Source organism: Georgenia sp. G2120, assembly GCF_055326485.1.
Window position 1 is genome coordinate 214,324 of record NZ_JBUZNL010000003.1, and the last position, 13,567, is coordinate 227,890.

A 13,567-nucleotide genomic window follows, 5' to 3' on the forward strand; every position below is an offset into this window, starting at 1 on the left:
GCGCGCCGAGGACCCGTACCGCGACCGGCAGACGCTGCGCGTCCAGCCGCGCGCCGGGGCTCCCGCCGCCGCTCCCGACGGTCCGCGCGCCGGTCTGCCGGCTCCGGGTGCGAGTCGTCCGACGCCGGAAGCGTCCACGGCCCCACCGCCGCGCCAGGCCGGCGGATCGGCGCCCGTCGCCGGCTCGGCCCCGGCACCGTCCGGAGCCTCGGCACCGGAGGCCGGGCACACCGACTGGGACGCGCGCTTCGGCCCGAACGCGGTCCTCCCCTCGGCCCCGTCCGGCCCCGACGCGGCCCCCGCACCGGACAGCCGTGCGTACCAGCCGCCGCGCGGGGCGGGCAGCCGACCCGCCGCACCGCCGCCGGCGACGCCCGCCGGTGACGCGCGGGCGCCCGAGCGACCCGCCGACCGCGGCCCTGGAGCGCAGGGGCAGCCGTGGCAGCAGCCGTCGGCGCCGTCCGCGGGCTCGTCCGCCGTCGCGTCGTCCGGGGCTCCGTCCGCGCCCGTGGCCCAGTCGCCGGCTCGTGGCGGCGGTCCGCGGCCCGCGGGGTCACGACCGATGGACGGGGCGCCCGCGCAGGGGCGGCGCGAGCAGCCGCGCGGCCGCGGCCGCACGGACGACGAGGCAGCGAGGTCCGGTCACCTCACCGCGCCGACCGGGGCCGACCCGGGCCGGTTCCCGGACGGCCGCCCGACCACGAGCTCGCTGCTCCAGCTCGCGTCGTACGTCATCACGCTGATCGTCGTCGTCGGACCGGGTGTCGGCGTCTGGTTCCTCACCGAGTCGATCGTGCTCACCGTCATCACGGTGGTCGAGCTCGCGGCCCTGCTCGTCCTGCTCCGCGCGCGGACCGGCGTGACGCCCGGTGGGCTCGTGCTGGGGCTCCGGGCGGCCCGACGCACCAACCACCTCGCCCCGGGCCTGTCCCGCGAGGCCGCGCGCTCCGGCATCCTCGGCGGTTCGCACGTCACCGTCGTCGGTGGCCTCGTGCTCTCGTTGTCCGGCCTGTTCGACCCGCAGAAGCGGGGCCGGGCCTGGCACGACCGGGTCGGACGCACGCGGGTCCTGCCCGCGCGGCGGATCGCGAAGGAGCTCGCCACGGAGCCCGACGGCGGCCGGCGCGTGCGCGCGACGATGGCGCCGCTGCCCGCCGACCGCATCGATCTCGGTCGCCAGGTCACCCGGCTCGGCGACGACCCGCGGCACGGGTCCGGCACCCGACGGGACTGAGCGGGAGTCGGGACCGAACGGGCGCCGGCGGCGTGCGGCCGGCTCACCCGTGACGGCGCGGACAGCGAGCGGCCCCGCCGACCGTTCGGTCGGCGGGGCCGCTCGCTCGCGGATCAGGAACGGGTCGTCACCACTCGTCCGTCCTCTGGTCGTCGCCCTTGCGCAGCTCGTCGGGCGCGGGTCGGCTGTCGGTCCGGTCGCCGCCGTACGCACCCGCGGGGCGCGCGATGACGGTCGGCCCGGTGGGCTCCTCCTTCGGAGTGGCCTCCAGCTCCTCGGCCGGGTCCTCCCCGTCCTTGCGCTTCTTCCGCTTCCCTGATCCGCGGCCGCCGGCCATGCCACCCATCGGCATGCCGCCCATCATCGGTCCCCGGCCGCCCGCTCCGGCGCCCGTCGAGCTCGAGGATCCGGACGAACCGCCGGGGCCGGCCCCGACGACGCCGGTACCCGTGCCGGTCCCTGCACCTGCAGGTCCGGCCAGCGTCCGTGGCTGAGGTGGGGTCGTGCCCCCGGACCGACCGCCCCCTGCACCCGGGGCGCCCGCGACGCCGCCGATCGGCGCGACAGCACCGCCGCCCGGACCGCCGGAACCGGCGACACCGCCCGGAGCGACGCCGACGGAGCCGCCACCCCCGGGTCCACCGGCGCCGGGTGCGCCGGGTCCACCGGCGCCAGGTGCTCCGGTGCCCGGTCCGCCGGCGACGGGCGGTGCCGTCGTGCCGGGAGCTCCGGCGCCAGGACCACCGGTCCCCGGGCCGCCGGAGCCAGGACCGCCGACACCCGGCGGCGGGGCCGCGTCGACGGAGGGATCGCGAAGGAACGGACCGTCGGCCTCGGGGATCTGGGTGTCCGGCGGACCCCAGCTCGGGCCGCCCGGCCGCGGGAAGGTGTCGCGCGGTTGGTCCCCGAAGAGGATCGGCGCCCCGTGGCCGGGCAGGTCCCGCTCGGGGATCTGGGTGTCCGGGGTACGTCCCGGCCGTGGAGTCGCGATGATCCGGTGCATCTCGGGCTCCGGCGGGAGCGAGCGGTACGCCGGCACGCCAGTCACCTCGGGCGGCGGTGTCCGCTGGGCGATCGCCATGCCCTCCTCCGGGGGCGGGGGGATGACCGACGGGCCGTTGGCCGTGCGGGCGCGCGCGAGTCCGCCCGCGTCCTCGCGCCACGGTTCCCCGCCGGCGGTGATCTCGGGCATCATCTCGACGGCTTCCTGGACCGTGTCCTCGAGGTCCCACAGGGAGTTGCTCGCGTGGGCGTTGTACCGGAAGGTGTCGAACTCGTCGTAGTTGCCGCTCGCGCGATCCTGCTCGTACCTCTGGATCGTGTCCTCGTAGGTCCGCATGGCCGTGTCGGCGCCGCTGCGCGCGTGCTCGACCGCGGAGCTGACCTCCCAGACCTCGCCCGAGCGGTGCCTCGCCCAGCGCTCGACGCGTGAGAAGACCTCGACCGCGTTCTCACCAGCCTCGCCGGTGATGCCGAGCTCGCCCTGGGAGCTCCGGAGCTCGTCGGCCACCCGGGCGAGCTCCTGGGCGATGCCGTCGAGCCCCTCGGAGAGCTCGAGGGTGGCCGGCTCCTGGAAGGTCTCGATCCGCCGCATGTTCTCGGTGAGGACCGTGGGGATGTTGTCGTCGTTCGTCATGCTGCGTCCTTTCCTCGTCAGGCCTCGACGGCGGCCGGCGTGCGGGGCAGGTCGAGCCCCTCGAGCTGGGAGCGGGTCGACGCGAGGAGGGTGGAGACCTCCTCGTCGACGTCCTCGATGCGCGCCGCCGACTCGGTCAGCGACTGAGCGAGCTCATCGAGCTGCGACAGCAGGATCGACATGCTGCCGTTGATGTCGTTGAGCTCCTGCACCACGGCGAACCGCATGCGCGTGGGGCCGGGGAGCTCACCCCAGCTTGTCTCCTGGTGCCCGATCTCGTCGCTGACGCGCTGCTTGAGCCCCGCGATGTCGTCGACGGTGCTCGCGAGCAGGCGCACCCGGGCCTCGAGCACGTCCGGATTCAGCTCCACCTCGTTCATCTCGTCCCCCCTCGGGATCATGGAGCGCCCGTCCGGCTACTACGGCGATGCGCCCCGATTCTTGGTCGTCACTTCTGTCGTCGTCTCACCACTCGTCGGACTCGTCGGGAGTCCTCAGCCGGGGCGCCGGGCGGGACTCGCCGCGGCGCCCTCCTCGGTCGGCGAGACCGCGAGCGGGTCGCTCGTCGGTCTCGATCTGGTCGACGAGGTCCATGTGCTCGGCCTCGTTCGCCTGGTCCTTCGAGCGACGGCCGCCACCACGGCCACCGGCGCCTGCCATGACCCCGGGGCCGGCGACCCCGGCCCGGCCGGCACCTCCGCCGCTTCCGGCACGTCCGGCGCTTCCCGCGCGCCCGGCACCCGCGCCGCCCGAACGGCCGCCGGTGCCGCGACCCGCAGCGCCTGCTGCGCCGGCCCCACCCATGAGGGGACCGGCCATGCCCGCGCGGCCCGCCGCGCCCGCGCCGGCTCGACCGGCGCTGCCGCTGCCGGCGCCCGGTCGACCGGCTGCGCCGGAGCGTCCTGCGTCGGGTCCGGCCGCGCGTGCGGCGCCGGTGCGTCCGGAGACGCCCGGGCGGGCCGCCCCGCGGCCGTTGGCGCCTCGTCCGCCCGAGCCGCCGGCGCCACCCATGAGCGGCGCGGCCATGCCGGCGCGGCCCGCGGTGCCTGCGCGCCCGGCACCGGCGCGACCGGCACCCGCCCGGCCGGAACCTGCCCGGCCGCCACCACGGCCACCGGCGCCCGCGCCGGCCCCGCCCATCATGGGGCCGACCATGCCAGGGCGCCCCGCGGCGCCCGGACGAGCTCCGACGCCCCCGCGCGCACCCGGTCCGCCTCGAGCGGCGGCGCCTCCGGCGCCACCCATCATGGGGCCGATCATCCCGGGGGACCCGCCGGCGCCGGGTGCGCCCGGGAGAGCCCCGGGACCGCCGACGCCGACGCCGCCACCGGGGGCGCCCGGAAGTGCACCGGGTCCACCGATGCCGGGGCCTGCGCCCGGGGCGCCGGGAAGTGTGCCTGGTCCGCCCAGGCCCGGACCTGCGCCGGGGCCGCCGGGCAGCGTCGGGAGCTGCGAGTCGACCGACGGTGGTGGGCCCGGGTCGGGGATCGGGGGCAGCGGCGGCCGGTAGAAGTCCGGCCGTCGAGGCGGTTCGTTCCCCGGCGGGCCCGTGCGGTCGGGCGGACCCGGGTACTCGGGAGGCTGGGGCCGCGGGTAGCGGTCGTCCGGCGGAACCGGGCGCTCGGGACGCTCGGGCGGGTCCGGCCACGGGTAGCGGTCGTCCGGCGGAACCGGGCGCTCGGGACGCTCGGGCGGGTCCGGCCACGGGTAGCGGTCGTCCGGCGGCCCGGGTGGGTCGACGTCCGGGTCGCGGTAGTACGGCGGCTCGGGAGGCTGGGGCGGGTTGAACGGAAGAGGCGGGACGCCGGGACCGCCAGGCCCGCCGGGGGGCGGCACGACGTGCGACCCACCGCCACCACCGCCACCGGGCGGCAGTCCGCCGCCGCCACCCGGAGGGAGCCCGCCGCCACCGCCGGGAGGGAGCCCGCCGCCGCCGGGCGGCTCCTCGCCGCTCGCACCGGGGATCTCGCCGCTCGGGTCGGCGATGTCCGGAAGCATGGCGATCGCGTCCTCGACCTGATAGTCGAGCGACTCGATGGCCTCGCCGGCGGCGAGGTTGTACTCCTGCACACGCGAGTCGTCCCAGTTGTCGCCCTCGTGAGCGGCCGTGTAGCTCTCGTTGAGGTCGAAGTAGTAGGTCTGCGTGGAGCTGCCGGCCCCGCGCGCGTAGTCCACGGCGGCGGCGACCTGGTCGACCTCGTCGGCCCTGTGCTCGGCCCAGCGCTGGACCCGACCGAACGCGAGCACGGCCTCGTCGCCGGCCTGGCCCTCGATCCCGAGGTTCCCGGACGCAGCGCCGAGGTCCTCCGCCAGCGTGCGGAGGCGCGACGCCAGGCCGGTGAGGTTCGTGGAGTAGCTGTCGATCGGGTTCGTCTGGAACGGGCCGATCCTGCGCAGGGTCTCGGTCAGGGTCGTCGGTTCGTCACTCATCGGAAGGTCCTGTGTCCTCTCCCCGCGCGCGGACGCGTCGGTCGTCCTAGCGGTCGTTGAAGTTGCCGAGCTCCATGTCGCTGAGTCGCTCCCGGGTCTTCTCCAGCAGGTCGGTCGTCTCCTCGTCGACCCCCTGGATGAGTGCCGCGGAGTCCTCGAGGGCGCGGGAGAGCCCGTCGAGCTCGAACAGCAGAGCCGTCATCGCGTCCCCGAGCTCATACATCCGCTCCGAGACCTGGTCGCTGATCCGATTGATCGTCGAGAGGTCGGACCAGCCGGGCTTGTGGTCGTAGCGACCGCTCCACGCCTCGGTGCGGATCTCCTGGACCTCCTCGACGGTGGTCGAGAGCAGCCGGACCCGCGCCGCCAGCACCTCGGGCTGGAGCTCGATCGCCATCGTCGTTCCTCTCGCGGATCAGCGGGACGGGATCGGTCGGGAGCAGCGCACCGTGCGGGGTGCGCCGCTCCCGGACCACTCACCAGTCGTCGTTCTCGGTCTCGGTCGCGATCGTCGGCGCCGTGCGGGAGTCGGTGCGCGAGCCCTTGGCAGCACCCGCGGCAGCCGTGGGCGCCTTCTCGGTCTCGAGCTGCTCGACGAGGTCCATGTGCTCGACCTCCTCCTGCTTGCGCTCCTTGTCCTTCCCGGCCGGGCGGCCGGCCATCATGCCGCCCATGGGGCCTCGCGCCGCGCCGCCGGCGGCACCGCCGCGAGCGGCGGTCGCCCCCGAACGGCCGACGGCGGGAGACGCCGGACGGACAGCGCCGCGACCAGCGGCACCCGCGCCGGCCCGACCGGCCGCGCCCGTCGAACCCGCACCGGCCGGGGAGCCGAGGGTGCCGGGACGAGCCGCCCCGCGAGCACCGTTCGCCGCGCCGCCGCGACCGGCGGCGCCGGGCGCTCCGACCGCGCCGGGACGTCCGGACGTGCCTGCACCGGGGCGCCCGGCCGCGGCAGCACCGCGTCCGGCTGCGCCGGCTCCCGCTCCGGGACGGCCCGCCGCACCCGTACCGGGACGGCCGACCGCGCCTGCACCGCGTCCTGCGGCGCCCGCACCGGCGGCTCCGGGCCGACCGGCGGCGCCGGGGCGGCCTGCCGCACCTGCTCCACGCGCGGGGGCTCCGGCCACGCCGGGCCGGGCCGCACCGCGTGATCCACCGGCCGGGGCTCCGGCCATGCCGGCGCGTCCAGGCGTGCCCGCGGCACCGCCGCGCGCGCCGGTGGCGCCGCGTCCGGCCACGGCTCCGCCGCGGCCCGCGGGCGGCATGCCCGCACCCGCGCCGGGACGACCCGGTGCGCCGGGCAGCCCGCGACCGCCGGCGCCGCCCCCGATGGGGCGAGCGGCGCCGCCGGGGCGGCCCGCACCGGGGCCACCGATGGTGTGGATCGGCGGGCGTCCGGGCGTGGCTCCACCGCCGGGCGGACGGCCGCCGAGGCCGGGACCGGGGATGCCGGGGGCGATCGGCGGAGGGACGGGCATGCCGCCACCACCGGGCGGCGGGACCGGCGCCGGGCCGGGCATGATCGGGTTCGGGGTCGGCGTCGGCGGGGCCGGCAGCGTCGGGACCGTAGGCATCGGCGCGTCGATGTTCGGCGGCGGCGCCGGCGGGTCGACCGGGAGCCCCGGGGGCGGGAGGACGACCGGCGGCTCCCAGGGGTCCTGCGGCGGGACGGTCGGCGGCAGGTCGGGAGGCGTGGGACGAATGACGCCGGGCGGCGGCTGAGGGTTCGTCCCCGGAGGCTCGGGCAGGTCGGGAGCGGGCGGGGTCGGGGTGATGACGCCGACCCGCGGCCCCTCCGGCCCGCTCGGCGGCGGGGGAGAGGTCGGGACCGTCCCGCTGCCACCACCCCCCGGCAGCGGTGCACCGGACCGGTTGTGGTCCGTGCCGCCGCGGTCCGGGGTGTAGTGCCGGTCCTTGAACGGGGAGCCGGTCGCCGGCGTGATCTCGGGGATCATGTCGATCGCGTCCTCGACGCGGTAGTCGAGCGACTCGATGGTCTCGCCGGCCGGCAGGTCGTAGCGCTGGATGAGCTCGCGCTGCTCGTCGTCCGTCATCTCGTCCCAGCGCTCCCGCGCGGAGTCGTTGGACCAGTCGCCGCTCTCCATCCGGTACGTCGAGTGCGCCTCGTCGCCGGCCGTCCGCGCCTCGCGGACCGCGTTGCCGATCTCCTCGGCCTCGGCGGCCCGGTGCCGGGCCCACGCCTCGAGGTCGGAGAATCCGGCGCCGGCGGCGTCGCCCGTCTCTCCCTCGATGCCGAGCTCCGCACGCCGGGTGCGCATCTCGTACGCGAGGTCGTCGAGCCGGTCGGCGTAGCCGGTGAAGTTGGTCTCGATGCCCTGGAGGCCGCTCTTCTCGAGCCCCTGGATCCGCGCGAGGGTCTCGGTGAGCGTGGTCGGCTGGGTCTTGTGGTACGTCATCTCGTCAGCTCTCGATCGTCCTGGCTCGTGCTCAGACCGCAATCGGGGTCGGTCCGCCGCGCGGCCCGGGCGGGGGCGGCGGGGTGGCCTCGTCGATCTGCTCGCCGATGGCCTCGAGGTCCGCCATCAGCGTCTCGTCGGTCTCGGCGAGGTTCTCTGCCGCGCGCACGAGCGCGAGGCGGATGTTGTCCGCGCTGCGGAGCAGCTCGGTGACCCCGGTCGCGAGGTCGAAGGTCGCGGTCGCCAGCGGTGACCCGATGCGGCTCACCGTCGACAGCTCCGACCACATGGCCTGCTGGCTCACGCCGTCGTTGTTCATGTCGTCGTTGAGCTTGGTCAGCTCGGTGACGACGGTGTCGAGGTAGTTCACGCGCGCGCGCAGCACCTCGGGCTCCAGGACAATGTTCATTCCGGACCTCTCTCCAGTTCATCTCTCCGCCGCACCGGGAACGGCGCTCGGCCGGACGGCACCACACGCGCCGACGCACGAGAGCCACGGAGGCACCGGGACCGTCCGGTCCCGGTGCGACCGAGGCTTGCGTGTGTCAGACGTTGCCGCCGAAGTTGCCGGCCGAGATGCGGTCGGCGTCGGCGAAGTTGCCCTGGCTGCGCAGGACGAGGGACTCGATGAGCATGAGGATGGAGTCGACGTCCTCCATGTTCTGGTCCCAGTGGTGCTTGGCGGTGTCCCAGGCCTGGCGGGCCTCACCGTGGAAGCGCTCGCGCAGGTCGGCGGTCCCGCTGTGCAGGTCGTCGAGGTGCTGACGGATCCGCTGGCCGGCCGAGCTGATGTCGGCGGCGCCGGACTGAAGGGCTGCGTGAGTGACGCGGATGTCGTTCATCTGGATAGCTCCCAATTCTCAGGTCGTGTGTCGGGTCAGCCGAGCAGCTGGTTGAAGTTGACGGTGCCCTCTTCGTCCTGGGCGGTGAACGAGGACTGCGTGCCTCGCAGGTTCTCGGCGAGGGTGGTGAGCACCTCGTTCGTGTGGCGGGCCTCCTCGTCCCAGCGGACCATCGCGCGGTCGAACGCCTGGCGCGCGGCGCCGGTCCACTGCATGCCGATGCCCTGGAGCTGGCCACCCAGTCGGGTGAACTCGCCCTCGACGGTGGCCTTGGTCTCGTCCACACGACCAGCGGCGGTCTCGAGTGCGCCCTCGCCTGCCTCAACGGTGTTCATGCTGTCCTCCTACTGAATCTCTCGTGAGTGGGACCTGTTGGACCCGATGCCCCGTGGGGCCTGACTCCGCCGATCCGGTTGACCCGCTCTCGACGACGACCATCACGTTACGGCCACGGACGGATGCCGGGAGCCGCCCTCCTCGGGGAGACCTCCCCACCCCTGCGACCTGGTCGGGGACCAGTGTTCGTGCGGTCGGTGACGACCCGCCAGGGGAGCACGCGACGGTCACCGTTCCGTCACCCTCCGGACACCTTCCAGGCACGGGACGTGACCGGTCGTGCGACGTCCGTGACCTGTCCCGCCGCCCGCTGCGGATATCCTCGTGCGGGCGCTCAGGACACGGGCGCGACACATCGCGTCGAGGGAGGGCACCGCGTGAGCCAGGCAGTCAGCCGCCGCGCCGTCGGCACCGTGGTCCGGGTGACTCTCGTCGAGGGCGACGACCGCACGGACCTCGCGCTGCCGGGCTCGGTGCCGGTCGCCGAGATCGTGCCGGGCCTGGCCCGCAGGCTCGGGATGCTCGAGGTTCGCGCCGCCGTCACCGGGTACCGGCTCACGCGCACCGACGGCACCGAGCTCGCTCCCGACCAGTCGCTCGCCGCCCAGGGCATCGAGGACGGCGCCCTGCTCGCCCTCGTCGCCCGGGACGCCGGCACCGCGGGCCGCGTCTACGACGACCTCGTCGAGGCCGTCTCCGACGCCGTCGAGGACCAGCACAAGGCATGGACGCCCGCCGACTCGGCCCGCATGACGCTCGTGGCCACCCTGGTCCTCGTCGTCACGGGCAGCGTCGTCCTGCTCACCGCCGACGACTCCTCCCTCCTCGTCCCCGTCGTCGCCGGCGCGGCCGCCGTGCTCTCGCTCGGCGTGACCGGCGTCCTCGCCGCCCTCGGCCGGGGCGCCGCGAGCCTGACGATGCTCGGCGCGACCTCGATCCTCGCCCTGACCGCCGGCCTCGCGCTCGGCGTGGGGCCGATGACGGGGGAGCCGCTCGCCTACGGCGGGCTCGGCGTCCTCGCCGTCGGCGCCCTCGCCCTGCCCTTCCTCGGGTCCGTGCGGGAGTACGCCGGCGTCCCGGTCCTCGTCGGCCTCGCCCTCCTCGCGCTCGGCGGGCTGCCGCTCGTCACCGACCTGCGGACCGGGCAGGTGGCCGCCGGCATCGTCGCGGTGTCCGGCATCGTGCTCTCCTCCGCGCCCTGGATCGCCCTGTCGATGACGGGCATCCGGGTGACGGTTCCCCGCAACCAGGCCGAGCTCGACGCCGAACGGCAGGAGATCCGCGCCGCGCGCGTCCGGTCCGAGTTCCTGCGCGGGTCCCGGCTGCTGCTGGCGATGCGTCTCTCGGGCGCCGCGGCCATCCTGATCGCCACGCCGCACGCGGTCGCCACCGGGGTGTGGGGGACCGCGCTCGTCCTCGTCATCTGCGTGGCCTTCGTGCTCGGTGTGCGCGAGATCTACGCGCGCCGCGACGTCATCGTCATGACGGCGACCGGTGTCGCCGGGGCCGCGCTCGTCGGTCTCACCGCCGTCGTCGTCCACCCCGACTGGTGGCTCGCCGTGGCGATCGTCGTCGCCGCCCTCACGGTGGGCATCGTCGGCATGGCCGTGCTCAGCCCCGGGCCCCGGCCCGCCCTCCAGCGGGTGGGCGACACCCTCGAGGTGATCTGCGTGCTCGCCGTCCTGCCCCTCGCGGCGTTCGCGACGGGTGTGGTGTAGGTGGCCTCCAACAAGGACATCCTCGACGCGCAGCGGTTCAACCGGCAGCGCCTCGTCACCTCGTTCGTCTCCGGCGCGCCGGACGGCCGCGAGCTCGAGCCGGGCAAGCCGTGGCGCGGCGTCGTCGGGGGCCTCGTCCTCGTCGGGCTCATCCTCGCGGGAGGCTTCGTCTCGCGGTGGCTCGCCCCGGGCACGCCGGAGGGCTGGGAGGCGAGCTCGCTCGTCATCATCGAGGAGGACGGCTCGCGGTACGTCACGTCCGAGGGCGTGATGTACCCGGTGCTCAACACGGCCTCCGCGCGGCTCGTGCTCGGCGCGGGCGAGATGGACGTCCACACCCTGTCCCAGGAGGAGGTCGCCGGGGTCACGCGCGGCCCGACGGTCGGGATCCCGGACGCCCCCGACTCCCTCCCGGAGCCGGGCGACCTCGTCAACGACGAGTGGCTCTCCTGCCTCGCGCCGTCGGGGGCCTCGTGGACCGCGGTCGGGCGCCCGACGATCGACACCGACGGCACCCAGGTCTCGGCCGAGCCCGCGGAGGACCGCGCGACCGTCGTCCGTGTCGAGGGCGTGCTGTGGCTCGTCTCGGGCGCCACGCGGCACGAGATCGACGCCGAGCACGAGGAGGCCATCGTCCGGGCGCTCCGCCTCGACTCGGCGCCCGTCGTCGAGACCTCCGCCGCCTGGCTCGAGCTGTTCGCCCCCGGCACGCCGCTCGGCCCCATGTCGAACCCCGGTGCCGGCGACCCGATGCCGGAGCCGATCGAGGGGATGCCCGACGTCCTCGCGGGGCAGGCCGTCTCCATGGGCGAGGGGGACGACGTCTCGTACTACATCCTCGGCGCCACCGGCGAGCTGCAGCCGCTGAGCGCGGTCGGTTACGAGATGTACCGGCTCGGCGACGGCGAGCACCTCGAGCGCGACGCCATGGCGGTCAGCGCCGGCGACCTCGGCCAGATGCCGAGCGGCGACGACGCGGACCCGGCCGACTGGCCCGACGAGATCGCCGGCCCGGTCGTCGACGACGAGGGGGTGGCACCCTGCGCGCAGCTCGTGTCCGACGCGATGGACGCGTCCGCCTCGTCGGTCCTCGTCGCCGGCCACGACGTCCCGGAGGTCGGCGACGACACGGTCGTGGTCCAGGGCAGCTCCGGCGCCCTCGTCTCCGGCTCCGGCGGCGGGCTGCTGACGGCCGACTTCTTCATCGACGAGACGGGGCGGGCCTACCCGCTGCTCGGCGCGCGGGGCGAGACCCTCGGGATGCTCGGCTACGAGCTCGAGGACCGGGCCACCGTGCCGAACCCGTGGGTCCGGCTCTTCCCGCAGGGGCCCGGCCTCCAGCCGCTCGACCTCCCGGCGCTCGGCGCACCGGACGGCGAGTCGTCCAGCGGGTCCGCCACCACCCCCGAGGAGTCCTCGGGCGGCGGCGAGACCGCGACCGGTGGTCCCGGTGAGGCGCCGACCGGCGGATCCGGCGAGGCGCCGACCGGCGGATCCGGCGAGACGACGACCGGAGGATCCGGCGAGACCGCGAGCGACGGCTCGTGACCGGACGACACGCGCGAGCCAGGACCGGCCGCGCCGACCGGCCGGCGGGAGCGCTCGCCGCCGCGCTCGCGGGCGGTGCGATCCTCGCCGCACCGGTCCTGGGCGCGCTCGGCCCGGGCACCCTGGCGCAGGCGGCGCCGGGACCCGTCGCCCCGGTCACCGAGCTCGAGCTGCCCGACGGCTGCACGCCCGAGGAGGAACCGACCGAGCCGTCGCCGCTCCTCCCGGCGCTCGGCATGGAGCAGGCCTGGGAGATCTCCCGGGGCGAGGGCGTCACGGTGGCCGTCGTCGACTCCGGCGTCCTGCCGAGCGACCCGCAGATGCCGGCCGACGACGTCGTCCTGCCCGGTTTCGACCCGATGGGGACCGTGCCCGGCTCGGAGAGCGTGACCGAGGGTCCGGCGCTCTCGAGCTCCGACGGCCGCACCGACGTCCACTCCCACGGCACCGCCGCGGCGAGCCTCATCGCGGCCCGCGACGTCGATGGCACGCAGGTGGTCGGCCTCGCCCCCGAGGCGGTCATCCTCCCCGTGCGCGTCTACGTCACCGACCAGGACGACGAGCTCGAGGAGGCCGGCTACGGCACCGACGCCGCCCGGATCGCCGAGGGCGTCCGCTGGGCCGCCGACCAGGGCGCGCAGATCATCTCCGTCTCGATGTCGCAGGACCGGGACGACCCGGCGATGCGCGACGCCGTGGCCCACGCCGCCGCCTCCGGCTCGCTGGTCGTCGCCAGCGCCGGCAACGCCGGGACCACCGACAACGTCGAGCCGGGCCCGCGCTACCCGGCGGCCTACCCGGGCGCCCTCGCGGTGACCGCGTCGACCATCGAGGGCGAGGCGACCGAGGACGCGATCCCCGGCGAGCACGTCGAGGTCGCGGCCCCCGGCGACCCGGCCTGGTACCAGTACCTCGACGTCGGCCCGTGCTACTCCTCCCCGGGCGGCGGGCAGACGAGCTGGTCGACGGCGTACGTCGCCGGGATCGCCGCGCTCGTGGCCGCCGAGTACCCGGACGAGACCCCCGCGCAGTGGGAGCACCGACTCATGTCCACGGCCGTGCGCGCGGTCCCGGACGAGCGCACCGACCAGCTCGGCTGGGGCATCGTCGCGCCCTACGACGCGCTCGCGTTCGTCGACGACGGCGCGGCTCCCGGCCCGCCGAGCCCGATCCACGAGGCCCCCAGCGCCGACGCGCCCACGTACGTCCCCGTGCCGGAGCGGCCCGCGGACCCGCTCGACGCGGTCAAGGGCACGGCGGCCTGGTGGGTGTTCGGGGCGTTCGTCGTCGTCGGGGGAGCCGGTCTGCTCGCCCGCTCGCCCCGCAGACGCGGCTGACCTCACGCCGGACGGCACTCCCGGCGCGGCGCGGCGGACCTACACTGGCCGACGGACCATTCCGCGCAC

General features: G+C 76.0%; 12 protein-coding genes. 4 read left to right on the plus strand and 8 right to left on the minus strand.

Going from position 1 to position 13,567, the window contains the following annotated elements:
• Positions 1-562 precede the first annotated feature (562 nt).
• Positions 563-1,234 (plus strand): RDD family protein, encoded by a 672-nt coding sequence (locus ACZLMO_RS04895; protein WP_463653061.1) that lies wholly within the window; start codon positions 563-565, stop codon positions 1,232-1,234.
• A gap of 127 nt (positions 1,235-1,361) precedes the next feature.
• On the opposite strand, the gene ACZLMO_RS04900 is transcribed toward ACZLMO_RS04895, so the two are convergent.
• The 8 genes from ACZLMO_RS04900 to ACZLMO_RS04935 all read right to left on the minus strand — a co-directional run bounded on the left by ACZLMO_RS04900 (position 1,362) and on the right by ACZLMO_RS04935 (position 8,894).
• Positions 1,362-2,870, minus strand: coding sequence for a hypothetical protein (locus tag ACZLMO_RS04900; protein WP_463653062.1), 1,509 nt, complete (start codon positions 2,868-2,870; stop codon positions 1,362-1,364).
• Between the two features lie 17 nt (positions 2,871-2,887).
• Positions 2,888-3,250, minus strand: coding sequence for a WXG100 family type VII secretion target (locus tag ACZLMO_RS04905; RefSeq protein ID WP_425713620.1), 363 nt, complete (start codon positions 3,248-3,250; stop codon positions 2,888-2,890).
• A gap of 85 nt (positions 3,251-3,335) precedes the next feature.
• Positions 3,336-5,300 (minus strand): hypothetical protein, encoded by a 1,965-nt coding sequence (locus ACZLMO_RS04910; protein ID WP_463653063.1) that lies wholly within the window; start codon positions 5,298-5,300, stop codon positions 3,336-3,338.
• 46 nt (positions 5,301-5,346) lie between these two features.
• On the minus strand, positions 5,347-5,697 hold the full coding sequence (locus ACZLMO_RS04915) for a hypothetical protein (RefSeq protein WP_425713618.1): 351 nt from the start codon (positions 5,695-5,697) through the stop codon (positions 5,347-5,349).
• Between the two features lie 79 nt (positions 5,698-5,776).
• Positions 5,777-7,717, minus strand: coding sequence for a hypothetical protein (locus ACZLMO_RS04920; RefSeq protein WP_463653064.1), 1,941 nt, complete (start codon positions 7,715-7,717; stop codon positions 5,777-5,779).
• A 31-nt stretch (positions 7,718-7,748) separates the two neighbouring features.
• On the minus strand, positions 7,749-8,126 hold the full coding sequence (locus ACZLMO_RS04925) for a hypothetical protein (RefSeq protein ID WP_425713616.1): 378 nt from the start codon (positions 8,124-8,126) through the stop codon (positions 7,749-7,751).
• Positions 8,127-8,262: 136 nt separating this feature from the next.
• A complete protein-coding gene (locus tag ACZLMO_RS04930) occupies positions 8,263-8,559 on the minus strand; it encodes a WXG100 family type VII secretion target (RefSeq protein ID WP_425713615.1) in 297 nt (98 codons plus the stop codon).
• 35 nt (positions 8,560-8,594) lie between these two features.
• Entirely contained in the window at positions 8,595-8,894 is a 300-nt protein-coding gene (locus ACZLMO_RS04935) for a WXG100 family type VII secretion target (protein WP_425713614.1), read from the minus strand.
• A gap of 378 nt (positions 8,895-9,272) precedes the next feature.
• On the opposite strand from ACZLMO_RS04935, the gene eccD reads away from it, so the two are divergent.
• The 3 genes from eccD to ACZLMO_RS04950 are packed head-to-tail and all read left to right on the plus strand — an operon-like array spanning position 9,273 to position 13,498.
• On the plus strand, positions 9,273-10,613 hold the full coding sequence (eccD, locus tag ACZLMO_RS04940) for a type VII secretion integral membrane protein EccD (RefSeq protein WP_463653065.1): 1,341 nt from the start codon (positions 9,273-9,275) through the stop codon (positions 10,611-10,613).
• Positions 10,614-12,161: a type VII secretion protein EccB gene (gene eccB / locus ACZLMO_RS04945; protein WP_463653066.1), complete on the plus strand. Its 1,548-nt coding sequence runs from the start codon at positions 10,614-10,616 to the stop codon at positions 12,159-12,161. It abuts the gene before it with no gap.
• Positions 12,158-13,498 (plus strand): S8 family serine peptidase, encoded by a 1,341-nt coding sequence (locus ACZLMO_RS04950; RefSeq protein ID WP_463653067.1) that lies wholly within the window; start codon positions 12,158-12,160, stop codon positions 13,496-13,498. Before eccB ends, ACZLMO_RS04950 begins: the two co-directional genes overlap by 4 nt.
• The last annotated feature ends 69 nt before the right edge of the window (positions 13,499-13,567 follow it).